General features: G+C 34.8%; 22 protein-coding genes and 1 tRNA gene. 12 read left to right on the top strand and 11 right to left on the bottom strand.

The window, feature by feature from the left end; all coding sequences use genetic code 11:
- Positions 1–50: 50 nt before the first annotated feature.
- Together MTX13_RS04675 and MTX13_RS04670 are read right to left on the bottom strand one after the other, a co-directional pair.
- Positions 51–1,178, bottom strand: coding sequence for a glycosyltransferase family 2 protein (locus MTX13_RS04675; RefSeq protein ID WP_250433221.1), 1,128 nt, complete (start codon positions 1,176–1,178; stop codon positions 51–53).
- Positions 1,175–2,140 carry a lysylphosphatidylglycerol synthase domain-containing protein gene (locus MTX13_RS04670; protein ID WP_250433220.1) on the bottom strand — a complete coding sequence of 322 codons (966 nt, stop codon included), beginning with the start codon at positions 2,138–2,140 and terminating at the stop codon, positions 1,175–1,177. Before MTX13_RS04670 ends, MTX13_RS04675 begins: the two co-directional genes overlap by 4 nt.
- Positions 2,141–2,190: 50 nt before the next feature.
- Between MTX13_RS04670 and MTX13_RS04665 the strand changes: the two genes are divergently transcribed.
- Genes MTX13_RS04665 through MTX13_RS04640 form a run of 6 tightly spaced genes read left to right on the top strand, consistent with a single transcriptional unit; the run spans position 2,191 to position 6,233 of the window.
- On the top strand, positions 2,191–2,826 hold the full coding sequence (locus tag MTX13_RS04665) for a cell envelope biogenesis protein OmpA (protein ID WP_250433219.1): 636 nt from the start codon (positions 2,191–2,193) through the stop codon (positions 2,824–2,826).
- Positions 2,826–3,380 carry a crossover junction endodeoxyribonuclease RuvC gene (ruvC, locus tag MTX13_RS04660; protein ID WP_250433218.1) on the top strand — a complete coding sequence of 185 codons (555 nt, stop codon included), beginning with the start codon at positions 2,826–2,828 and terminating at the stop codon, positions 3,378–3,380. Before MTX13_RS04665 ends, ruvC begins: the two co-directional genes overlap by 1 nt.
- Before the next feature lie 2 nt (positions 3,381–3,382).
- Positions 3,383–4,513, top strand: coding sequence for a radical SAM family heme chaperone HemW (gene hemW / locus MTX13_RS04655; RefSeq protein ID WP_250433217.1), 1,131 nt, complete (start codon positions 3,383–3,385; stop codon positions 4,511–4,513).
- On the top strand, positions 4,513–5,262 hold the full coding sequence (locus MTX13_RS04650; protein WP_250433216.1) for a cyclase family protein: 750 nt from the start codon (positions 4,513–4,515) through the stop codon (positions 5,260–5,262). The genes hemW and MTX13_RS04650 overlap by 1 nt, the downstream gene beginning before the upstream one ends.
- Positions 5,262–5,624: an MmcQ/YjbR family DNA-binding protein gene (locus MTX13_RS04645; RefSeq protein WP_250433215.1), complete on the top strand. Its 363-nt coding sequence runs from the start codon at positions 5,262–5,264 to the stop codon at positions 5,622–5,624. Before MTX13_RS04650 ends, MTX13_RS04645 begins: the two co-directional genes overlap by 1 nt.
- Before the next feature lie 30 nt (positions 5,625–5,654).
- Positions 5,655–6,233 carry a PhnA domain-containing protein gene (locus tag MTX13_RS04640; RefSeq protein WP_250433214.1) on the top strand — a complete coding sequence of 193 codons (579 nt, stop codon included), beginning with the start codon at positions 5,655–5,657 and terminating at the stop codon, positions 6,231–6,233.
- A gap of 3 nt (positions 6,234–6,236) precedes the next feature.
- Here MTX13_RS04640 and MTX13_RS04635 read toward each other — a convergent pair whose 3' ends face one another.
- Positions 6,237–6,386, bottom strand: coding sequence for a hypothetical protein (locus MTX13_RS04635; protein WP_250433213.1), 150 nt, complete (start codon positions 6,384–6,386; stop codon positions 6,237–6,239).
- Positions 6,386–7,228 carry an AraC family transcriptional regulator gene (locus MTX13_RS04630; RefSeq protein ID WP_250433212.1) on the bottom strand — a complete coding sequence of 281 codons (843 nt, stop codon included), beginning with the start codon at positions 7,226–7,228 and terminating at the stop codon, positions 6,386–6,388. The genes MTX13_RS04635 and MTX13_RS04630 overlap by 1 nt, the downstream gene beginning before the upstream one ends.
- A 131-nt stretch (positions 7,229–7,359) precedes the next feature.
- Here MTX13_RS04630 and MTX13_RS04625 point away from each other — a divergent pair, with 131 nt between their 5' ends.
- From MTX13_RS04625 to MTX13_RS04605, 5 genes are all read left to right on the top strand, one after another.
- Positions 7,360–8,274 (top strand): dihydrodipicolinate synthase family protein, encoded by a 915-nt coding sequence (locus MTX13_RS04625; protein ID WP_250433211.1) that lies wholly within the window; start codon positions 7,360–7,362, stop codon positions 8,272–8,274.
- Between the two features lie 22 nt (positions 8,275–8,296).
- A complete protein-coding gene (locus tag MTX13_RS04620) occupies positions 8,297–9,877 on the top strand; it encodes an aldehyde dehydrogenase (NADP(+)) (RefSeq protein WP_250433210.1) in 1,581 nt (526 codons plus the stop codon).
- Position 9,878: 1 nt separating this feature from the next.
- On the top strand, positions 9,879–10,886 hold the full coding sequence (locus tag MTX13_RS04615; RefSeq protein WP_250433209.1) for a 4-hydroxyproline epimerase: 1,008 nt from the start codon (positions 9,879–9,881) through the stop codon (positions 10,884–10,886).
- 1 nt (position 10,887) lies between these two features.
- Positions 10,888–12,135: an NAD(P)/FAD-dependent oxidoreductase gene (locus MTX13_RS04610; RefSeq protein ID WP_250433208.1), complete on the top strand. Its 1,248-nt coding sequence runs from the start codon at positions 10,888–10,890 to the stop codon at positions 12,133–12,135.
- A 179-nt stretch (positions 12,136–12,314) separates the two neighbouring features.
- Positions 12,315–12,593 carry an STAS domain-containing protein gene (locus MTX13_RS04605; protein ID WP_250433207.1) on the top strand — a complete coding sequence of 93 codons (279 nt, stop codon included), beginning with the start codon at positions 12,315–12,317 and terminating at the stop codon, positions 12,591–12,593.
- 2 nt (positions 12,594–12,595) lie between these two features.
- On the opposite strand, the gene MTX13_RS04600 is transcribed toward MTX13_RS04605, so the two are convergent.
- From MTX13_RS04600 to MTX13_RS04585, 4 genes are all read right to left on the bottom strand, one after another.
- Positions 12,596–13,696: a DUF4407 domain-containing protein gene (locus tag MTX13_RS04600; protein ID WP_250433206.1), complete on the bottom strand. Its 1,101-nt coding sequence runs from the start codon at positions 13,694–13,696 to the stop codon at positions 12,596–12,598.
- Positions 13,697–13,826: 130 nt separating this feature from the next.
- Positions 13,827–16,202 carry a M56 family metallopeptidase gene (locus MTX13_RS04595; RefSeq protein ID WP_250433205.1) on the bottom strand — a complete coding sequence of 792 codons (2,376 nt, stop codon included), beginning with the start codon at positions 16,200–16,202 and terminating at the stop codon, positions 13,827–13,829.
- Between the two features lie 2 nt (positions 16,203–16,204).
- Complete coding sequence (locus MTX13_RS04590) at positions 16,205–16,570, bottom strand: BlaI/MecI/CopY family transcriptional regulator (RefSeq protein ID WP_250433204.1); 366 nt, start codon at positions 16,568–16,570, stop codon at positions 16,205–16,207.
- Positions 16,571–16,708: 138 nt separating this feature from the next.
- A complete protein-coding gene (locus tag MTX13_RS04585; protein WP_250433203.1) occupies positions 16,709–18,097 on the bottom strand; it encodes a dipeptidase in 1,389 nt (462 codons plus the stop codon).
- 104 nt (positions 18,098–18,201) lie between these two features.
- Here MTX13_RS04585 and MTX13_RS04580 point away from each other — a divergent pair.
- A tRNA-Leu gene (locus tag MTX13_RS04580) sits at positions 18,202–18,283 on the top strand.
- Positions 18,284–18,443: 160 nt separating this feature from the next.
- Here the strand turns inward: MTX13_RS04580 and MTX13_RS04575 are convergent.
- The 3 genes from MTX13_RS04575 to MTX13_RS04565 form a co-directional block, all read right to left on the bottom strand.
- Positions 18,444–19,979, bottom strand: coding sequence for a Kelch repeat-containing protein (locus tag MTX13_RS04575; RefSeq protein WP_449555742.1), 1,536 nt, complete (start codon positions 19,977–19,979; stop codon positions 18,444–18,446).
- A 258-nt stretch (positions 19,980–20,237) separates the two neighbouring features.
- Positions 20,238–23,111, bottom strand: a complete 2,874-nt coding sequence (locus tag MTX13_RS04570; RefSeq protein ID WP_250433201.1) for an alpha-amylase family glycosyl hydrolase — start codon at positions 23,109–23,111, stop codon at positions 20,238–20,240.
- Between the two features lie 47 nt (positions 23,112–23,158).
- Complete coding sequence (locus MTX13_RS04565) at positions 23,159–24,976, bottom strand: SusE domain-containing protein (protein WP_250433200.1); 1,818 nt, start codon at positions 24,974–24,976, stop codon at positions 23,159–23,161.
- Position 24,977: the final 1 nt, after the last annotated feature.

Below are 24,977 nucleotides of genomic sequence, written 5' to 3'. Positions count from 1 at the left end.
TGGTTACTTGTAAAGCTAAAAAAAATTAGCGAATTCTATGGTGTTTACTGTTATTTCTTAAAGTGTCGGTTTTTCCATTCATACCCTTTAAATAAGGATAAAATAGCAACATAGCATATAAAAAAAGGATGGACAATGCTACTCCAAAAATAGCTGCTAATAATAGTTTCCTGTTTTAAAAATCGAATAGTTTTAAATAATAGAATAAAGTCAACACTCAATTTAATAACCCAAATATATAAACATGAATTCCAAGAAATAATATCTACTAAAGCAAAGCCAATGGTTGATATAACTAACATATTCATTGCCAAAACTATTAATCCTGTAAACTTGGCAAGCACACTAGAATAAGCAGTAGATTTTGAAGCCCAACGTATACGCTGTTTGATTAAGGTATTTAATGATTGCACAGGTTTTGTAAGTACTAGAGCTTTATTGTTTTTAAGAAACCCAACGTATTTAGGATTTGCTTTTCTAGCCTTTTGCAATAAAAATACATCATCACCGCTAGCAATGTGTGAGTTACCGTCGAATCCGTTCAATTCATGAAATAATTCAACCTCATAGGCTAAATTGGCACCATTGGCCATAAAAGGCTTTTTCAGTCCAAAACTACCAATGGTTGTTCCCATTAAGCTTATAAAATCTAGGGTTTGAAATTGACTTAAAGGATTTTTAGCAATGCGATAACTAACAGGGCCAGCAATAAGCCTATACGTATTTTGTTGAATACACGCATCAAAAAAATCTAACCAATATTTAGGCACAATGCAATCAGCATCCGTAGTAATAATCCAACTGCTTTTAACGTTGCGAACGGCTGTTTGAATAGCATCTTTTTTTGGTGAATTTGTTTTAACGTCTCGATTAATAAGCTGAAAATCCAAATGTGTTTTTTCTGTATTCGTTTTTATGATTTCAATAGAATTGTCAGTCGAATCATCATTAACAAAAATAATTTCAAAATGATTTCGGGAATAGTTAAGGTTCTTGAGAGATTCGATTAATTCAGGTAGGTTTTCAGCTTCATTCCTAAAAACGATTATTATTGTAAATTTTGTTTGAGGTTGTATGTCTGAAATAAAAAAATCAGGAGCTTTATTAAACCCATAAATGTAGCCACCAATAAGTAGTGCATATATTGAAATTATTAAAAATATAATGGCCGAAATCATATAGTTTGAGGAAGTTTAAATTTCATTACAAATCCTGCTCCAATAATACTTGGTAAAACAAAATTCAACAGCCACATAATAGTAATAATGCTTAATGTAGTAAGTTCGTTAACGCCAACAATACCCAATAAGTAAACAGCCACACTGCCTTTTATTATAACATCAAAAATGAAAATGGACGGAATAATAGACGCTAGTAAATACATACTTGTAATAACCACCATAGCATTAAAATAGGTTACATTAACCCCAAAAGCATGAAGTAACATATAGAACTGAAAAGAAAACACTAAATAGCGCATAAGTGCTAGCAAAAGACCTTTGAAATAAATTGATGTCGGCAACTTTTTAATAAATTCCAATACCTTATGCAATGAAAAACCACGAACCTTAATCACTTTTTGTTTTATACTTAAATAGGCGAAGAAAATAACCAATAGAATAATACCTGAAAAGCGAGCAACTTTATAGTAGTTGATGTTTGGATCATATTTCTGTATAAAAAAGAATAATCCTATAAGCCCCAAAGTAACAGTTATGGTCATTTGAAAGGCATTTCCTAGTAGGTTTAATAAGGCTATTTTTTTTCTAAACTTACTTTGAAAGTACATGATTTTAATGCCATATTCTCCTACACGATTTGGAGTAAATAATGAAGCGGTTAAAGATCCTAAACTTTGTTCTAGCGATTGAATAAAACTAATTTTATTGATATAAGAAGCTAAAATTTTCCACTTTAAAATTTCCAAAAACCAATTAAAAATGCTTAAAAAAACTAAAAAACTGACGGTTTTAAGCGAAAAACGGCCATTTTCTTTTAAAAAATCAATAAAATCTAAAAAGTTTAGATTCTCATTGGACGATAGTTTATGGTAAATAAAATAAAAAGCACCCACAACAATACTTATTTTGATAAGTACTAGATAGAATTGTTTAGTTTTGTAAGGAATGGCTCCAAACATGTAATTGAGTCGTAGATTTTAATTTGTACAAAATAAAACAATAAAGTCACATGAAGACAGCTTTTGTAAATTATCGATTTTATATCCTACTATTTATTTCACTTTTTTCTATAGTTACTATGTTTGGCCAAAGTGAAGCCAGTAAATGGAAAGCTCAAATAGCTTTCGGAGTTAACATGCCCAATGGTTCGGGATTTGTTTCTGGTTTTGAAGGTAGCTCTGTCAACTTCCCAACTATTAATTTAGGAGTTCAACGTATGTTTAAACCACAATATGGAGTAAAATTAGATTTTGGTTATAACCGAATTGAAAACGCATCAAGTTCTCCATATTTTAAAATAAACTACACTAGAATTAACGCCCAGTTTGTTTACGATGCTACATCAGTTTTTACGTTTTTACCAGTGAATATTGGAGTTGTTGGCCATGCTGGGCCAGGTATGTCATTTGTAAAGCCGTTGACATTTCAAGATAATAACCTGTCATATTTCAATATTATGGCAGGAATTGAGTTTCATTATACGGTTTCAAGGACATTTTCGGTGTATTTGGACACCTCATATATTTATGGTGTTAGTGGAGATTTTGATCCAATTACTGAAGGATATGGTTCATTTAACGGCAACTTATTTACAGCTACTATAGGTTTATCGGTATCATTGAGTGGCTGCTATTATTGTGATTAATGAGTAAAGAAAAAATTATTTTAGGAATTGATCCGGGTACAACCATCATGGGTTTTGGTCTCATAAAAGTTGTAGGCAAGACTATGTCGTTTATGCAGCTTAATGAATTGGACCTTAAAAAATATGATGATCATTATTTAAAGCTGAAACTTATTTTTGAACGCACCATTGAACTCATTGAGACCCATCATCCAGACGAGATTGCTATTGAAGCGCCTTTTTTCGGTAAAAATGTACAAAGTATGCTCAAGTTGGGTCGTGCCCAAGGTGTTGCAATGGCAGCAGGCTTGTCACGTGAAGTACCAATAACAGAATACTCGCCAAAAAAAATTAAAATGGCCATTACAGGGAATGGTAATGCGAGCAAAGAACAAGTGGCAAAAATGCTTCAAAGCTTATTGAATTTAAAAGAGTTGCCAAAAAATTTAGACGCTACCGATGGTCTAGCAGCTGCTGTATGCCACTTCTATAATCAAGGACGTGTTAGTGTTGGTAAAAGCTATTCGGGTTGGGCCAGTTTTGTTAAGCAGAATGAAGATAGGATTAAGAAATAATCATGGCTGGCATCTACATTCACATTCCTTTTTGTAAACAAGCCTGTCATTACTGTGATTTTCATTTTTCAACCTCATTAAAAAAGAAAAATGAGATGATTTTAGCCTTGAAAACTGAAATCATCTTAAGAAAAGAAGAGTTACAAAATCAGGTTGTAGAAACCATTTACTTTGGTGGTGGTACACCGAGTTTATTGACTAATGATGAAATTCAAGAAATTATCAACTCGGTTTACAGTAACTACCACGTTGTTGAAAATCCTGAAATTACTTTCGAAGCGAATCCTGATGATATGATAGTTGAACGTATCCAAGAATTGGCACATTCACCTGTAAATCGTTTGAGCATTGGTATTCAGTCGTTTTTTGAACAGGATTTAAAATTGATGAATCGGGCGCATAATGTGAATGAAGCCAAAAGCTGTTTGCAAGAAGCCACAAAATATTTTGATAACATTTCAATAGATTTAATTTACGGTATTCCCAACGCAACCAATCAACAATGGCTTGATAATATTGAAACAGCACTATCATATGGCGTCCCACATGTTTCATGTTATGCAATGACAGTCGAGCCCAAAACAGCTTTAGAAAGTTTCATTAAAAAAGGAATTGTACAAGATGTTGATGATGAAGCAGCTCAGGAACAATTTCATTTATTGATTGATAAATTGGAAACAGAAGGTTTTATACATTACGAACTTTCAAACTTCGGGAAACCCAATTATTTTAGTAAAAACAATACAGCCTATTGGCAAGGAAAAACCTATTTGGGCATTGGACCATCGGCACACTCTTTCAATGGACAACAACGTGGTTGGAATATTAGAAACAACAGCAAGTATATTAAAGCTTTGCAGGACAATCAACTTCCTATTGAATGGGAAACTTTAACTAAAACAGACCGCTACAACGAATATGTTATGACGGGTTTACGGACTATTTGGGGCGTGTCATTGTCAAAAGTTGAAGCAGAATTTGGAATTTCGTATAAAAAGTATTTATTAGAACAAGCCAATAAATATATCGAACAACATTTGTTGTATATTGACAACAATCAACTTTTAGTAACCAAAAAAGGAAAATTTTTAAGCGATGGTATCGCTTCTGATTTGTTTAAAATCAATTTATAATGATTGCAACTATTGAAACCAACTCAAGAAAATATAAAATAGACTTTTCAAAGCCTCTGGATATTTCCATTCCGCTAAAAGCTTCAAAATCCAACGTTAATGCTTGGTACATTGATGAGCCCAAAATTGAACCTGTTCAAGATGACGAATGGATAGCGAGTGTCTCCAAAGGAGCGAGTGTGAATTTCAATAATATTCAGTTTAATCCGCATGCGCATGGCACGCATACCGAATGTGTTGGACATATAACTGAAGCGGTTCATTCGGTAAATAAAAATTTGAAGCAGTTCTTTTTTTTAGCTGAATTGGTGACTGTTGCTCCAGAGCTAATTGAGGATGATTTTGTAATTTCAAAAAAACAACTGCAATTTGCTTTTGGAAATAAAAAGCGTGATGCTATTGTTATAAGAACTATTCCCAACACTAAAGAAAAAAAGTCCAAACAATATAGCCATACCAATTGGGTGTATTTTCAAGAAGAAGCCATTCAGTTTTTGGTAAAAATGGGTATCAAACATTTGCTTATTGATTTGCCCAGTGTTGATAAGGAAAAGGATGATGGGGAGCTTAAAGGACATAAAGCCTTTTGGAATTATAATGGAGAATTGAGAAAGGATTGCACCATTACCGAGTTTATATATGTTTCTAATAAAATTAAAGACGGCACGTACTTTCTAAACCTACAAATTGCACCTTTTGAAAATGATGCTTCGCCTAGTAAACCTGTTTTATATAAAATTGAAAGCTAATGAATATAGAACAAATAAGAACGTATTGCATGGCTAAACAACAGGTAACCGAGCATTTTCCTTTTGATGATAATGTTTTGGTGTTTAAAGTGGCCGGAAAAATGTTTCTTCTTACTGGTTTGGATACCTGGGAAAAAGGCGAACCAGCTGTTAATTTAAAGTGCGATCCAGAATATGCTTTGGAGTTGCGAGAGCAATATGAAAGTGTTGAACCGGGTTATCATATGAGTAAAAAACACTGGAACACTGTCAGGCTTTACAAAGGAGAATTGGATTGGAATTTTATCAAAGAACTTATTGATCACTCCTATGATTTAATTGTAAAGTCTTTGCCTAAAAAAGTGCGTGATACATTTCAGTAAAATAGTATGTTTGTAGAATAAATTGAAACTATGAGTGTCTTACAAATGCTTCAAGAACGAAGCAATAATATCTGCGAACTGTGTTCAGCTACAAAAGACTTACAGCAATATACTATTCCACCATCGTTAAATGAAAATGTTGCCAACGATCTTTTAGTCTGTAAAACCTGTTTAGATCAAATAAATGGTGAAACCGAAATGGATCCAAATCACTGGCGCTGTTTAAATGATAGTATGTGGAGTGAATATGTGGCTGTACAAATTATGGCTTGGCGAATGTTACAACGACTTCGCAATGAGGGTTGGCCAAAAGATTTGTTGGATATGATGTATCTGGATGATGAAGCTCTTGCTTTAGCTAGAGCAACAGGAGAGGATAAGGACGAATCTGAAAAAATAATTCATCGCGACGTCAATGGTGTTATTTTAGAAAATGGTGATTCGGTGGTTTTAATTAAAGATCTAAAGGTTAAAGGTTCCAGCATTGTTGCCAAACAAGGAACAGCAGTTAGGAATATTCGTTTGGATCATGAAAATGCTGAATATATTGAGGGCAAGGTTGATGGTCAGCAAATTGTGATTATCACCAAATATGTAAAAAAGACTTAATAATTATTCTTTGTGTTCGTCGTTCTTCTTCTTTAAAAACGAAAACCCAAACGGAATCATAAAAAGTAAAAATAAAAACTTACCGGTTACCAAACCATATATTGTGATGATAGCGGCAAGTATCATTAAGGTGTATTGCGTTTTAGCCGACATTAATTTTGAAGTTTTTTAATTTGCGAAGGATTCATTTTTTTGATGGATTTAAACTGTCTGTTAAAATTAGATATATTATTGAAACCCGACAATTCGGCAATTTCAGCAATGGACAAATCATTATTGGTTTGCAATAGCTTTGACGCATGTTCAATTCTAATGTCGTTTAAAAACTGAATGTAGGTTTTGTTGGTTCGTTTTTTAAAGTATTTACAAAAGGCATTTTTAGTCATATTCGCCACTTCAGAAATAGTATCTAAATCAATGGGTTTTTTATAATGCTTTAAAGTGTACTCAATAACATTACGCATGCGTTCTCCTTCATTGTTGGTATAGGCTCTGTTATATACAAATGAAGACAAACTGGAATACGTACAACTTGAGGCTATTTTTAAAATTTCCACTAAACCAATAAACTGTTTCAACTTTGATGTATGTTCTATACTTAAAAATATATCGTGAATGGCTTTCTGCTTGCTTGTTGCCTTGAAACCATGCTTGCAACGCTTAAAGAATGGTTTTAACTCTTGCATTTCAGGTAATTGAAAAAATGCGGTTCCAAAGGAATCTTTGGTAAAAAAAAGCGACAACATGTGCGATTCTTTTTCGGTATAGTCGCTTTTAAATACATGAGGCAGGTTCCCATCAATAACCATGATGTCACCACTTCGATAGTGGTTTATGGTGTCGCCGATTATTAATGATCCTTCACCGGAAACGATATAACTAATTTGTATTTCTTCATGTTGGTGCAGCTTGTCGTAAAAGGCTATTTCCTTATCAACTTGAAAAACAAAAGCTTCGTTTTGTGGTTTGGGTATTTTAAATGGTAAAACCTTCATATTGATAAAATAATATTCAAAAAATACTATTGCATCAAATATATGGATAATATAATATCTAAATTGGATAAATGCCTATTAATAGCATTTGGGAATCTAAAGTAATTTTACATATGTAAATAAATTAGATTATGAGTATTCAATGGAAAGGCGTTATGCCAGCAGTAACTACTAAATTCACAGATAATGATGAATTGGATTTTGATATGTTTGAAGTCAATATTAAAGCGCAATTAAGGGCTGGTGTGCACGGTATTGTTTTAGGTGGTACACTTGGTGAAGCCAGTACTTTATTAGATGAAGAAAAGCGCGAACTCACCAAATTTACTGTAGATTTGGTAAAAGAAACCGTGCCTGTTTTAATAAATATTGCAGAGCAATCCACAAAAGCTGCAATTGCTGCGGCTCAAAAGGCTGAAGAAGACGGGGCTAATGGACTGATGATGTTACCGCCTATGCGTTATAAATCTGGAGATAGGGAAACGGTCGAGTATTTTAAAACAGTTGCAAACAGTACATCACTTCCAATAATGGTTTACAATAATCCGGTTGATTATAAAGTTGAGGTGACTTTAGATATGTTTGAAGAATTGCTAAAGTGTGACAACATTGAAGCTGTAAAAGAATCCACGCGTGATATTTCAAACGTTACCAGAATTAAAAACCGATTTGGCGATCGGTTAAAAATTATGACAGGAGTTGATACCTTGGCTTTGGAGAGTTTACTCATGGGAGCCGACGGTTGGATAGCTGGTTTAGTTTGTGCATTCCCAAAGGAAACGGTTGCTATTTATGAACTTCAAAAAGCTGGAAGAATTCAAGAAGCTTTAGAGATTTATCGTTGGTTTTTACCGTTGTTAGAGTTGGATATTAACCCTAAATTAGTACAGAATATCAAACTGGCCGAAGTGGCCACAGGTATTGGCACCGAAACGGTTAGAGCACCTAGGCTAATTCTTGAAGGGGAAGAACGCAAACATGTATTAGCTGTTATTGCCAAGGGCTTGAGAACAAGACCTACTTTACCAGATTACAAAAACCTTTAAACACAAAAGAAACATAAAAAGCATGACTGGAAAAAATTATATAGGAAACAAGCTATCTGCTAGAGGAAGTAAAACTTTCAGAACATTTAATCCGCAAACCAATTCGGAAAATGACACCGTTTTTACTGAAGCTACAACTGATGAAATTGATGAAGCTGTTAGTTTAGCTTCAGAAGCTTTTAAAACCTACTGTAATATTTCAGGTGAAATTAAAGCCAATTTTTTAAATGCTATTGCGGACAACATTATGGATTTGGGAGATACTCTCATTAAAACCTATTGTTCGGAATCAGGATTGCCTGAAGGACGTGCGAAAGGCGAACGAGGGAGAACCGTAGGTCAGTTACAAATGTTTGCCAATTTGGTAAAGGAAGGCTCTTGGGTAGAAGCATCCATTGATACAGGTATTCCAGAAAGAGAGCCAGCACCAAAACCTGATTTGAGAAAAATGCACATTCCCTTGGGACCTGTTGTCGTTTTTGGAGCCAGTAATTTCCCATTAGCCTATTCAACGGCAGGAGGCGATACAGCTGCAGCATTGGCTGCTGGTTGTCCTGTGCTTGTCAAATCGCATCCTATGCATGCAGGAACAGGCGAACTAGTAGCTTCAGCCATTGTAAAAGCAGCACAAAAAACGGGAATGCCTAACGGTGTGTTTTCTAACTTAAACAGTAGCGGTATTGAAGTTGGGGAACAATTGGTTAAACATTCTGGAGTTAAAGCAGTTGGGTTTACGGGAAGCATAAGAGGAGGTAGAGCATTATATGATTTGGCATCTCAACGTGAAGAACCCATTCCTGTTTTTGCAGAAATGGGGAGTATTAATCCGGTTATTATTTTGCCAGAAGCTTTACAAAGTAGAAACGAAAGTTTGGCGAAAACGTATGCGAGTTCTATTACGCTAGGAACAGGTCAGTTTTGTACAAATCCAGGTTTGATTTTGGGAATTAAAGGTGAGATATTATCTGCTTTTATTCAAAATTTATCTAATGAAATTGTGAAAATTGAACCGTCTTGTATGTTACATCCCAACATTATTGGTGCGTATGAGAATAACAAACAAAAAGCGATTACGCAGCAAAATATATCTGTAGTAGCTGATTATGAATCTGATGTGCAAACAAATTACGCGAGGCAAACAGTTACAACGGTTGAAGGTGAGACATTTTTAAACAATTCAACTTTACATCAGGAGGTTTTTGGGCCTTACTCTTTGGTTGTGCAATGTGAAGATACGAATCAATTGGAGCAAATTATTACGAAATTGGAAGGACAGTTAACAGGAACTTTAATCGCCGAAGATGGAGAGGCTAAAAACTACTCGCAAATTGTATCTGCTTTGCAGAATCGTGTTGGACGTTTGATCTATAATGGTGTACCAACGGGAGTTGAGGTTTGTCCGTCCATGACTCATGGTGGACCATATCCAGCATCAACTGATAGTCGGTTTACGGCAGTTGGGATTCAGTCCATCAAGCGTTGGGTCAGGCCATTTAGTTATCAAGACTGGCCAAATGAATTACTGCCTGATGCATTAAAAAATGAAAATCCTCTTGGAATTTCAAGACTGGTAAATAACATTCAAACTAGAGAAGAGATTTAGCATGAAAGGGACTTTTGTCTGTATTGATGCGCATACTTGCGGAAACCCTGTAAGGGTAATTACTAAAGGTATTCCAAAACTTGTGGGTAACAACATGAGTGAAAAACGTCAGCATTTTCTTAAAGAATATGACTGGATAAGAAAAGGGTTGATGTTTGAGCCTCGTGGGCATGATATGATGAGCGGTAGTATGTTATTTCCGCCTCATAATCCTGAAAACGATTTTGCCATATTGTTTGTTGAAACATCTGGTTGTTTGCCCATGTGTGGTCATGGAACAATAGGAACGATTACAGTTGCTATTGAAGAAAGATTGGTGAAACCTAAAACACCAGGAAAAATTAAAATGGAAGCTCCTGCGGGTTTGGTGGAAATTGAATACCAGGAAACCGAAGGGAAAGTAAATTGGGTAAAATTAACCAATGTTAAAAGTTTTTTGGCTGCTGAAAATTTAACCGTTGATTGCCCAGAATTGGGTGAGCTTATATTTGATGTGGCTTATGGTGGTAATTTTTATGCTATTGTAGATCCACAACCCAATTTTTTAGGAATTCAAGATTTTTCAGCTTCAAAAATCATACAGTACTCTCAAATTTTGAGGGATCGAATTAATAGTAAATATCCAAATCAGTTTGTGCATCCCGAAGATGAAACCATACGAGATGTTTCACATTTACTATGGACAGGAACACCAATAGATTTAAAATCTTCAGGTAGAAATGCCGTTTTTTATGGTGATAAAGCCATAGATAGAAGCCCTTGTGGTACAGGTACTTCAGCGCGAATGGCACAATTATATGCCAAAGGAAAGTTGAAAATTGGTGAGGATTTCATACATGAGAGCTTTATCGGAAGTAAGTTCATTGGTCGAGTTGAAGTAGAAACCAAAATTGTTGAGAAGAAAGCTATCATTCCGAGTATAAAAGGTTGGGCAAAAATTTATGGACATAACACAATAACTATCGATACAGAAGATGATCCTTACGCTTTAGGATTTCAAGTCATTTAATATGGGAAAGAAAGTCATTATAATTGGAGGCGGTGTTATAGGGTTGTGTTCGGCGTATTACCTGAAAAAATCAGGACACCATGTTACGGTAATTGACCAATCCAATATGGATTCAGGAGCATCCTATGATAACGCAGGTTACTTATCACCTAGTCATATCATTCCGCTTTCGGCGCCAGGTGTTATGAAGAAGGGAATCAAGTGGATGTTCAATCCTTCTAGTCCGCTTTACATAAAACCTAGATTGGATAAAGAGTTTTTACAATGGACTAGAGCTTTCAATAACTCCTGCAATCCAAAACATGTTGAAAAAGCAATTCCTATAATAAAAGGACTAACCTTGTTGTCTCAAGAACTTTATGACGATATCAAACAAGATAATCATTTCAGTTTTCATTTAGAAAAAAAAGGATTGCTTATGCTTTGTCAAACTCAAAAGATGCTCGAAGAAGAAGTTAAAACTGCTGAACTAGCCAAATCGGAAGGCTTGGATGCTCGTGAGATTAGTTTATCTGAATTGAAAACATTAGAGCCTAACACAAAAATAAATGCTTTAGGAGCTACTTATTACAAATGTGACTCACACTCTACACCTCATGAGTTTATGAGTGAGATGAAGTCTTGGTTGTTAAAAAATGATGTAATCATTTTACAAAATGAAAGCGTACAAGATTTAGAGGTTAGGAATGATAAAATTATATCAGTAATAACTGATAAGCAAAAACTGAAAGCAGACGAGTATGTTTTAGCAGCTGGGTCATGGAGTCCTATCTTAAGTAAAAAATTAGGTTTGCATCTGTTATTGCAGGCAGGGAAGGGTTACCGCATAAACACGTTTATAGAAACTGGTGTTTTGCACCCAGCCATATTAGCCGAAGCTAAAGTAGCCGTTACACCTATGAATGGCTTTACCAGATTTGCAGGAACCATGGAGATAGCTGGCATAAACAATAATATTAATCCTGTTCGTGTTGAAGCCATAGCTAAAGCGGTTAGTAATTATCTGCCTGACATCCATATTTCAGATGAAGAAAAGGACAAGGCTGCTTCAGGTTTACGTCCTGTTTCTCCCGATGGATTACCATACATAGGAAAATCTTCAAAATGTAAAAATCTAACCATAGCAACAGGTCATGCCATGATGGGTTGGAGTATGGCAACTGCTACTGGAACTTTGGTTTCAGAAATAATTTCTGAACAAAAAGCATCTCTTAATCTAGAGCCTCTTAATCCAGACAGAAAATTTTGACAACTAGTGTTTTGAGCGTGTTTTTTATCGATTATTTGGACATGCTTTCTTCAATTGTCTAATACTTTAACAGTATATCGATTAGATGGTAATATATTCGGTTTCAGTAATATATTTATATCATTCCCTCACGATTAATAGCACCTTTTTTTATTGAATATTATTTAAACCAAGTGCTTATGGATTTGAAAATTACACACTACAACAACTTTTTTAACATTAAGGGAAATCTTAACAAGTCATCAATTGACTTATTTCAAAGTGAATTTGAACATGTTTTCGAACGTCTACAATCTATAACTATCAGTATTGAAGATTTAGAGAGTATCGATAAATATGGCGTTATGGCTTTGGCTAAATTGCATAACGAATCGATAACAAAACATAAGCAACTATCAATTGTTGGATTTGGTTGTAAAGACTTATATAATCATTTTAAGTCTAATGATGCTGCTTAAAATTAAAGCGCATTTTTTTGATGTTTGAAAAAGGCGTCAGCTTGCAACTGCATGAGTTCACGAGCTTTCTTACGCTTGTAGGTATATAACTCATCTTCTTCTGCAATATCATTATAGATTTTATTATTGATAGCCATGTCCGTTTTAAGCAGGATATCACGCTCATTAACCTTTTGCTCAACCCAAGTTTTTACAGCTGTTTCAGCATCTTCCAATTTATAGTCGTATTCACCTTTAGGTGACAAAAGCTTAGCAAAAATGGGAGACGTTTCAATAGCAAGGAATAACAAGAAAATAAAAAACGATGGTAACCAGGGTAATTTGCCTAAAGCATTAACACGTGCCATTAAACCATCAAAACCATCAATAATAGGTTGTGTATTGAAAACCTGAGCATTATAATCGGTTTTTAATTGGGCGATTTGTGTTTCAGCTTGTTCAATTTTTTGTTTGTTATCGGCTTTTAACTGATTGAGTTCAGCTAAAGCTGCATCATGCTTTTCACGTTTCTCTTTATAAACAGGGCCTTTTCCTAAAAGCTTTGTTCCAGCTGTGCCTTCGGCTTCAGAAATGTACGTGTCGTAAAGCGCGTTTACTTCAGCTTCTTTAGTTTCAATTTGTTGCTGAAGTGAAAGAATATCATTTTCTAAAGCAGCTACTCCAGGATCGAATTGTTTGGCCAATTCGGTTTTGTTATCCAATGTCATTTGGTTTTTTTCGGTAAGCAACACCTGATTGATTTCCTTTTCAAATATTTTGAGTTCCAAAGGTTTTGAAATAACCACGGCAATAATAATGGCTAAAATAATTCGAGGTGAAGCTTGAATTAGCTCATCAAGGACATTATTTCGCTTTTTAATGGTTGAAACAATAAACCGATCGAGATTAAAAATGAGCAAGCCCCAAACAAATCCAAAAACGATAGCGGCCAAAAGATTATCGAAAACAGTATAAAGTGCATAGCTAGCTGCTATAAATGCCATGACAGCAGTAAAAAACACAGTAGCACCTATGCCGGCGTATTTGTTTTGTTCGCCAATGGAACAGTTGTCCAAAGTATCGGTATCAGAACCCGAACAAATAATAAAAAATTGCTTTAACATGATTGATGATATTTTTGCCTTTAAATTATACAAAGGCCAGGTTGATTGACTATTAGAACGTAAAAAGTGTTGAAATGTTACAAAAAAGCCTCGATATTTCGAGGCTTTAACATTTTAAGGGTTTTATCAACTATTTCTCTTTGATAGTAATGGGTTCTTTAGATAAATAGACTTTTGGGTTTTTAGAACTTGAGTTTTTGGTTGAAATGTTCATACTCTTGTTAACTTTTAAAATTTCTATGGCTTTGTCTGAACTGATTTCTTTTCCTTCTAAATAAAAAGTGGCATTTTTCTTTGCCATTTCTATAACATGGTCAAGAGGAGATTTTGGTGGTTTAGGCGGTAATGGTTTTCTCTTGCTAACCTTACCGTTTTCAACTTTATACTTTTTATAGTATTCCTCATTAACTTTTTGATATTTTTCTTTTTGTTCTGGTGTTGCATCAGCTGGAATTGGAGGTGGTGGTGGAGGTGGAACCTGCTTTTCAGGAGCTTTAGCAACAACCATTTTAGGTTCCTTTATATCTCTTTCAATATTTAAATAATTTTCTTTTTTGACCACCATACCATTAACAACTTTATATTTTTTATAATATTCCTCATGTGCTTTTTTATATAAGTCTTTTTGTTCTGGCGTTGCATTGGCAGAAATAGGTGGTGGTGGAGGTGGTGGCACTTCACTTTTATCAATTAGTTTAATAATTACAGGTGGTTTGATTCGAGTAGTTGGTGTTTTTAAATTAAATAATTGAATATAATCTCCGTTTTTAGAATTGTTTAAATGTTTAATTGCTGTTGCATTTAATTTGTTACCTGTTACACTAACAGTAGGTTTACCAGCAAATTTGATTTTAAAGGAAGCTATGGGTTCTTTGGTGTTGGTTTCAATGGTTAAGTTTTCTATATCTTCTTTTGTAAGACTTATCTCGCAGCCATCACAAACACGGCCATAAATTTTTGGTAGTGGATTGGTTTGATTATTTGTGTTTGCTTCTTTGTAGCCTATAGATTTAATAGAACTCGTGCCATTATCATTCTTAACAAGTTCATATTTATTTGAGTCATGAATAATGCCATCAGATAATTTGGCATCTTTCAAATTACCTTTTAATTCAAATAGTATTTCTTTAAGTATTTCATAATCTATATCTTCACCTTTAGAGATAATATTTAAATTAGATTTCTGTCCTCCCGTTATTTTATTAAAATCATCTTTTAAATTTTCTAATGAGGTTTGTTTGCCATTAAGAACGAGTTTTAGAGGGTTTTGTTCTAATTCTAATTTAGGGATTTTTGTTTGTTTTTCATCATTTTTTATAATAGCAAAAGGTGTGTTGCCTTTTTCACGAATGATTTCCTGATTATAAGTCACAATTCGATGAAATCCATATTTAATGAAGGAGTTGTATATAAACCAAACGTCTTCATCTGAAACGGGTTTACCATTATTGACATGAACATTAATTATTTGATTGCGTTCTTCATGAGATATGTCCTGATGTATTTGATTAATAGTAGACATAAAAGTTTCTTTAGTGGCGCTGCTGCCATCTATTTTAAATGTTCCATTTTCAAGAACATCAATATCAATACTTCGAGCCGTATGGCTTGCTTCTACAGATTTATAACCTATGTGTTTTTCAACAATCTTGTTGGTGCTAAAACTATAAACTAATAGCGCGAGTAAGGGCAGTAAGATTAAACTCCTAACCCAAATAATGTGTTTTGATGTGTGTGTTTTCATAACTGTAAAACGTTTTTTGATTGATGAATAATTAATGGCATTTGCCAATTGTAGTTCTTGGGCATTTGATGAGAATGCCAGTAAAGTGTTTTGATAATTTTTAAGCTCAAAGCCATGGTTGATAACAGCTTGGTCAGCTAAAAATTCATGGTTGAGTTTGATGTCCTTTTTAATAAAATAGAGTAGCGGATTAAACCAAAAAATAATTTGAAATACCTCAATAAACAAGATATCTAAAGCATGTTTTTCCCTCGCGTGGGTTTCTTCGTGAAGTAAGACTTCTTCAGGGATTTCATGCGCTTCATATTTGGTTTTATTAAAAAAGATATAGTTTAGAAACGTATGTGGGTGTACCAAATCATGTAATAAAACATGTATAAATGATTGGGCTTTGAATTTTGGATTTTGTTTTATGCGTCTAACGATTCTGCTTAAGTTCATGCCGAAGCGAATTGTAAAAACAAAAACGCCAATACCGTAAATACTCCACAAAATTGTAGGCCAATAGTTTACAGACTCTTCAAACATGTGTTCAGGTACATAAGGAGGTGTTGCTATTTCAGAATTGTAAACAGGCATTTCCAAAGGAGCAACTTCAACATAAGTTGTAAATGTTATCAGAGGAATAATAACGGATACAATTAAAGTTCCCAACAAATAACCACGTTTGAATTGATGGAAGCTCTCCTTTTCCAAAAACAATTTGTAGAACAGCATAAAAACAGCCAAGCAGGCACTGAATTTTAGAATATAAAGTATCATAGTTATCTGCTTTTAATTTCGTTATCAATCAGTTTTTTTAAGTCTTCCAATTCAGCTTTAGATAAATTGGTTTCTTTGGTAAAAAACGATGCAAATTGCGAAGCACTGTCATTAAAAAAATCTTTAATGAGTCCGTTTACATGTTTAGAGAAATAGGTTTTCTTTTTAACTAATGGATAGTATTCACGGGATTTCCCAAAGGTTGTATAGGCAATAAACCCTTTGTCTGCCATGCGCTTTAAAAGTGTGGCTACTGTAGTAGGAGCTGGTTTGGGTTCTGGATAGGCATCTAATAAATCTTTCATAAACGCTTTTTCCAGTTTCCACAGGTGGTTCATTAACTCTTCTTCTGATTTTGATAATTGCATTTCTCTACAAATTTAGAATATGTTCTACAAACATAGAATAAAAAATTGTATTCTACAAATGTAGAGTTAAAAAAATATCTTTATCAAGAGATTCCTCGACAAGCTCGGAATGACAATTTATAAATCGAATACGCTAATTTATTTAGAAAGTTCTGTAAAATATTTATAGAACAGCGGAATGGTTTCAATACCTTTAAAATAATTCCAAACGCCATAATGTTCGTTAGGCGAATGAATGGCATCACTATCTAATCCAAAGCCCATTAAAATGGTTTTACTTTTAAGTTCCTGCTCAAAAAGGGCCACAATAGGAATACTGCCACCACTTCGTTGCGGAATAGGTTTTTTTCCAAACGATTCTTCATAGGCTTTACTGGCTGCTTGGTAACCAATACTATCAATTGGTGTTACATAACCTTGCCCACCATGATGAGGTGTTACTTTTACTTTAACGCCAGCTGGAGCAATACTCTCAAAATGTGTTTTGAACAATTCGGTTATTTCCTCCCAGTCTTGATGTGGTACTAAACGCATAGATATTTTAGCATACGCTTTACTGGCAATAACGGTTTTAGCACCTTCACCAATGTAACCACCCCAAATTCCGTTAACGTCTAATGTTGGTCTAATAGAATTACGTTCGTTGGTTGTATAGCCTTCTTCACCATAAACAGCATCTATATCGAGTGCTTTCTTATAGTCTTCTAATGAAAAAGGTGCCTTGGCCATTTCGGCACGTTCTTCTTGAGATAGGTCCTCTACCTTATCATAAAAACCAGGAATGGTAATATGATTGTTTTCGTCATGAAGCGAAGCAATCATTTTTGTTAACACATTAATTGGATTGGCAACAGCACCTCCATACAACCCGGAATGCAGATCACGATTAGGCCCTGTTACTTCAACTTCAACATAGCTTAAACCACGTAAACCAGTTGTAATACTAGGCACATCTTTGGCAATCATGCCTGTATCGGAAATCAGAATCACATCGTTCTTTAATTTCTCATGATTGTTTTTTACGAATGTTGAGAGGTTAACGCTACCAACCTCTTCTTCGCCTTCAATCATAAACTTAACGTTACAAGGCAATTGATTGGTAGAGGTCATAAACTCCAAAGCTTTAACGTGCATATACATTTGCCCTTTGTCATCACAAGCACCACGAGCAAAAATGGCTCCTTCAGGGTGCAATTCAGTTTTTTTAATTACGGGTTCGTATGGTGGTGAATCCCAAAGTTCGATTGGGTCCGCTGGTTGCACGTCATAATGGCCATAAACCAAAACGGTTGGAAGTTTTTTATCTATTATTTTTTCGCCATAAACAATAGGGTAGCCATTGGTTTCGCAAATTTCTACTTTATCGCATCCTGCCTTTTCAAGACTTTCTTTAACGGCATCAGCGGTTTTTAGTACATCTTGTTTAAAAGCCGAATCGGCACTAACAGAAGGGATTTTAAGCAGTTCAATAAGTTCGTTTAAAAAACGGTCTTTGTTTGCAGAAACATAGTCTTTTATATTATTCATGGTATTTTTTTTCAATTTTTTCAAAAGTACAAAACAGTAACAACTTTTTCCTACTAGATGCATTTGAATATTCAAACTATTGTTTATATTTGCAGTCCTTAATTGCGGGCGTGGTGGAATTGGTAGACACGCTAGACTTAGGATCTAGTGCCGCGAGGTGTGAGAGTTCGAGTCTCTCCGCCCGCACGATATAGGATAAAGCTTTGGTAGATGCCGAGGCTTTTTTTATTGGAAAACATTTAAGAGTTATTTAGAGAAGAGACGAGAAGTTTATGCAAAGATTATCGAAGTAAGTCTCTTTGCCCGCACGATTAAAATGGAAAAGCTTCTTGGAAACAAGACGTTTTTATTTTTTTAGAAGTTTAGAATTATGAGTGCTATTATTTAAATCTCTTGCGATTATTATATATAAATTTGGATCCAATTCTGAAATATCAAAAAAAGAATCTGAATTGAAATTACCTTGAAATTGTTTGAGTAGCTTTCCGTTTAAATTATAAATTTCAAGGGATGCAATGTCTTTGTTTATTTTAAACGTATTCTTTGTTGGGGAGGGATAAAGAATTAAATGGTTGTCAACTAATTCATTATTCTGTACAGAAAGTGTGCCGTCTAATTCACCATCGAGAATAATATTTAAAGTAGATGTATTGTTGTAAGTTACTGTTACAGTTCCATTACTTTCATCATTTGTTGTATCGTTTAATATTACCGAAACGGTTAAATCACTATTAGCACCAAGAAATCTATTGTTATAAGATTCTACTAAAGTAAAGTTTGCTCCAGTAATTTCTATATTGTCTATATACGTACCTGTTGTGCCTAATGAGTTTGATAAAATGATATCGATGGTTATTGTTCCCTCATTTTCTTCGTAGGTAAAAGATTTAGTGGTTTCATCGGGTTGGAAATCACTTGATGTATTTGGTGATCCAATGGGATTGTCTATGCCATAGAATTCCATATTTTTCATAACTGAACCACCACCATATCCGGCAGTAATATGTATGCCATCACCTGATGTGATAGCTTGAAAACCATGGCGACTGTAATTTAAACTAGCTTTATTAGACCAAGTTTCTGTTGTTGGATTAAAAGCTTGTACCAAATCTCTTGGGGCATTAGTGTTTGTTGGGCTTCCAAAAGTAGACTCACCCGCAATAGTAAATATTTCTCCATTAAATAATACTACAGCTAATCCAGAACGTGGATGAGGGAGGTTTTTAGCGATGTCCAATGTAGACCAAGAATTAGTGTTGAAATCATAAATGTCAACTTCGGGCACTTGTGGTTCAAATAAACCGCCAACTCCACCAGTAAGCCTGCCACCAATAGCATATAATTTATTGTTGAATACAACAGTCTGAAAGTGATCTCGAGGTCTCGGAGCATCTGTCATTACTGTCCAAGTTCCGGTTTGAGGGTCAAATTCGTCAAAATAAGAAACATATCCACCATCATGTCCCATAGTATTGCCGCCAACTAAATAAAATTTATTGTTATACAATGTTAAACCTGAAGAACCCCGTTTTCTGGCACTTGGAATTTCCATCCCTTGAATCCATTGATCTAAAGCAGGATTATACATGTAAACATAGTCTGCATTTTCTTCTGGAGTAGGCGAATTTGTTTTAAAAGCACCAATAACCCATATCAATCCCTCATATTCTACTGCTTGAAAATGATTTAAATCCACTGGTGCCAAAGCACCTGTTGTCCATGAATCGGAAGAGTAATCATAAATGTTTACTACACGAGGCGATTCGCGACCACCAAATAAAAAAAACTTATCGCCTACTTGCGCAAATCCACATTCATGACGAGCTATATATGATTCATCTTCATTTTTGTCAGTCCATGTTTGAGCATGACAGACATTTATAAATAATATATAAAGGAGTGATATTATTATACGATATGTTTGTATAAAGTTTTTGATACCTAACTTTTTAGTTTGGACATTACAAGTTATTAATTTTTGTTTAACGTGCTATTTAGAAAGGAGTTATTTCGTTAAAACTATGCTAATTATCGATTTTTTGTCTTAAACTATTTAGGTTAGAGGAATAAAAAAAAAGTCCAACCCTTTTGGATTGAACCTTTTTTCTACTGAAAAATTGCTATTAATCAATAAATAGACTCAGATCTTCACAAGTTTAGTGGTTAAATGTCCTCCTGAGTTATTTTGAGCTTTAATAATATAGATACCACTATTTAGTGATTCAATATTAAAATCCTTATTTTTTGAAAAATCACCAGTATATTGTTTTACTAGTTTTCCTGTGATATTATAAACCTGTAAGTTGGAAATACTTTGGTTTATACGGAATGATTTATTTGCTGGGTTTGGATAAATTTTTAATCCTTCTTCAGCAATAAAGTCAACATTACTTAATGTACTTGCATTTCCAAAAATTTTGAAACCGCCAGCAGGAATACTAATAGTAGCAGTGGTATTGGTTACATTAATTACTGAATTACCCGTTTCATCCATTAAGTCGTACCAATCTCCTGTATATGGAAAATTTGGAACTACATTTTGCGTAACAACATCAAAATTGGCCAATATAACTACATTTTTTAGTCCTGAACTTGGAAGGGCATCGTCCCAAATGTAAATTCTTGGAGTTAAGTTCCCAGAATCAATAGAATAGTCTCCTTCGAAAACAGCCTCATTAATTTTCAACTCATTTAATCTTGCCCAATCATTATAAATTTGACTTCTAGAAGAATCGTCTGGCCAATTGTTTACCCATTGCGGTTGTGGCTTGGTATCTAACTTACAATCGCCATCTGTTCCACCTGGTTCATTTACAGAGCCATCACTACATGTAAATATTGAATTTTCCATGCCGAGTTCCCCAAAATGCCAAATCATCTTTGGTCCAGGAATTGTTAATGTAACAGCGCCTAAAGCTGACATTCTTTCTAAAGCGGTGTTTAATTCTGTTACATCGTAACCACCTGAACTGTTACCATATTGAAGGTTTTTATACATTAATCGTTCCTCATCATGACTTTCAGCATAGCCAACTAATCTTGGAGCTGTAAATCCTCTTGAAGTATACCCCATTCTATTAATGTTGGAATTAGTGGCATAACCCATTGTTAATTGGTTGTATTCAGAATTCATAATACCCCACATCATAATACCTTTACCTTCGTCAATTCTGTAGTTGGCCCATTGTTGCTCTTCATTGTCTTGACCTAAATGTTCGAAAATAACATAATGGTCAGGGTCTAAGCTCCACGAAAAATCTGCATATTGCTTTAAAATATCTACGCGGTCTTGCTGATAAGAGTTTGTGCAACCTTCGTCGTTTCCAGAACAATTTTGAGTAAAGCCTTTTGTTAAATCCCAACGAAAACCATCTATTTTATAGTCTTCAATCCAATGCTGAATAACGCGTTCAACATAACTTTGTGTATATGTTGATTGATGGTTAAAATCTGACCCAACATTATAACTATGTCTAGCTTCTTGATTGAAGTAAGGGTTTTCGCTACTAGGGCTTCCCCAACCATCACCATCTGGGTCATCCATCCACATACGTACCATCGGATTTCTTCCGAAAGCATGATTTAATGCGATGTCCAAAATGACAGCTATACCATTTTGGTGGCATGTATCAATAAATTCTTTAAGCTTGTTTTCGGTGCCATAAAACTTATCTAAAGCCATGTGAAAAGATGTGTTGTATCCCCAACTTTCATTGCCTTCAAATTCCATTATAGGCATTAACTCAATAGCATTGATATTTAAGTTTTTAAAATAATCTATTTTGTCAATTAAATCTTGATAATTTCTATCACTATCAAAATCCCTGATTAATACTTCATATATAACAAGATCCTCTTTTTTAGGTTTATTGAAGTTAGTTACTTGCCAATCATAATCTATTTGGCCAGTTTGTAGCACAGTAACTTCACGTTCTTGCCCAACCGGGTAAGCCGGTAAATCTGGATAGGTAGAATCAGGAATCCAGGGATCATCGAATGGTGATAATACTAATGTTGAATATGGATCGGCTGTTTTAACTTCATTCGGCGAATTGGCAACAGGCGAGTTATCATAAATCCAATATTGGTAAGTATAAATTTCACCTGGACTCAAACCTGTCAATTCCAGCCAGAATTTTGAACTGGAAGGGTCTTTTTTCATTAAATGAGAACTATAAGGATCCCAATTATTAAAACTTCCAGCCAAATAGACAAAATCTTTATTCGGTGCATCTACAACCAAAGTAGCTTTAGTAGGATCTGACTCGTTATAGTTAATCCCATCAACTAGATTTGCTGGCAACTCTTCACTAATTATATTTGCGATTACAACTTCAAAACTGGCTTCACCAGATTCAGAAGAGCTAAAAGGTGTCCCAACAACTCGCATCGTACCTGACTCCGTGACATTGGTAATCGTTGTTCCAAAATTTGGGAAACCAGTTCCGGTAGCAACAGAATTATCATTTAAAAAAACCTCAAAATTACCAACTTCGGTGCTTCCGCCAGAAATCATGTAAGCACTAATTGGTATACTACCGCCAGACTCTATAATAACCGTATCAGAAGTTGGATTGTTTAGGATAAGTGTGATTATACCGACGTAAAACAATTCATCTTGCGATTGTTGAGCGCCATCATCACTTTTTACAAGCATCCCTATTTGACCAATTCCAGTGTCATTGAAAAAGGAGGTAGGCGTTAGCGTAAAGGTGTAAGTACCGTCGTTGTTATTGGTAAACTTTTGAACTTCATTAGAATCTGTCCATTGACCGTTAGTTGGAGAATCTCCTACTTGGTTTCCATTAGTATCAAAATACCAAGACCATAAATAAATATCTTCAGCATTGGTACTTCCCCAAACGGAGGCATCTAAATTAGAAACGGTTATAGTAATTTCTTCATTTTCCTCGAATGCTGATGGTGATATACTAAAAGTAACATCATCTTGTGTTTGAGCGTACAGAAATACTGTGAGGAATAAAAAAGGAATAAAAAGTAATTTTTGTTTCATGTTTTTTTAATAAAAAAGGCTATGGATTTTCCATAGCCTTTTAGGAATTATTGTAGGGTTATTGTTTTATTAACTGTATCCATAGTCAGTGTATAGGTTCCAGGAGTTCCTACAAAACTAAAATTACTATCACCATCATTTGCATTTTCAAAATTGGCATCTATTGTGTAACCTTCGCCTTCATAATACGGGAAGTTTCTACCTGAACCCCAATCGCCTTCAGCTGTAAAGAACCTAAAGGCATCATTGGCAAAAGTAACTTGGGCTGAATAGATTCCGGCACCTGTACATGGGAATTCTACAGGAGTATCCCATCCCCAACCAGCATCAGGAACACCAGCACCAACTAACCAGAGTTGATCAAACTCGCAAGCAGTTTGTGGTGGTCCAAGAGTTATGGTTTTGTTTATGGTATCCATGGTTAGGAAATATTCCCCTGGAGTTCCATTAAATCTGAAGTTGCTATCACCATCATTAGCATTTTCAAAATTAGCATCTATTGTATAGCCTTCACCTTCATAATACGGAAAGTTTCTACCTGAACCCCAATCACCTTCAGATGTGAAGAACCTGAAAGCATCGTTGGCAAATGTAACGTTACCAGAATAGACACCGTTACCAGTACATGGTAATTGAACTGGAGAGTCCCAACCCCAACCAGCATCTGGTACACCGGCACCTACTAACCAAAGTTGGTCAAACTCACAATTAGGACCTACAACAGGTGGACCTAAAGTTATTGTTTTGTTTTCCATGTCAATTTCAAGGAAATATTGCCCTGTTGTTCCTACAAAAGCAAAATTACTATCACCATCATTGGCATTCTCAAGGTTAGGGTCAATGGTAAAACCTCTAGATTCATACCATGGGTAATTGAAGCTAGTTGGCCCCCAATCCATTTGTGCAAAAAATCTAAAATTATTATCTGCACCACCATTGTTTTGTAAATTAACATTACCTGAATACACAGATCCTTGAAGTAAAAGTTCTACAGGAGAAGCCCAGCCCCAACCAGCATCAGGCAATCCTGCTCCAACACCATATATTACAGGTAAAAGTGCAGTTTCATAAGGCGTAACAGTTATAGTAATAAAATCTGATATACGCTCTAAATTACCACTAGCAGTTTCAATAACCGAACGAACTCTCACATCCAAGGAGCCTGCAGTATCTACAGCAAGACCAAGATTTAATGCAGCATCATTCAGTTCACCATGAGTGGTGTCATCGGTTCTTTCAGAAGTTGTTCCAATATTTTCGACAACTGCAAAATCTGTACCAGCTACCGCAGCTTCGACATGATAATTAATTAATATAGGAGGATCATCAGAAAAATCAGGATCATCCCATGTAACGGTTAATGCTGTTTCATCTTCAGTGATATCAGATAAAACAACGTCAAATGTGCTATCTGGACTTGTAATAACAGGATTTGATTGAGGGTATGAACTAATTACCAAAGAAATTACATCGGTATATTGATTTTCTGAACCTACTCGAAAGTACAAATTTGACTCTTCAAAAGCTGGAATGTTATAATCCAATAATAAGGCGTTTAAACTTTGAACAGACAATGAAAAAGTATTGGTTGAAGAAGAGCCAATTGTAACAGATTCTGTAAACTCTTCTGTTGTAGACATGTCTACAGTATAGCTGCTCGAATTAGTGACATTATCTTCCCAAACCATTGTAAGCGCAATGTTTTGTTCGTTCTCGCCATCAAGAATTAAAGAAGCGCCACTACTTGGTGATACAATTGTAAAAGTATCTTCTGGTTCAACAAAACCAAAATCATTTTCGTCATTACAATTAACAGCTACAAAAAGTAGTGTTATTAGTGAGAGTATTTTTAATATTTTTTTCATT

Origin of the sequence: Hanstruepera flava, from assembly GCF_023634025.1 — a bacterium.
Taxonomy (GTDB): domain Bacteria; phylum Bacteroidota; class Bacteroidia; order Flavobacteriales; family Flavobacteriaceae; genus Hanstruepera; species Hanstruepera flava.
Note: the sequence above shows the minus strand (reverse complement) of the source record. Positions and strands in the feature narration are given on the sequence as shown.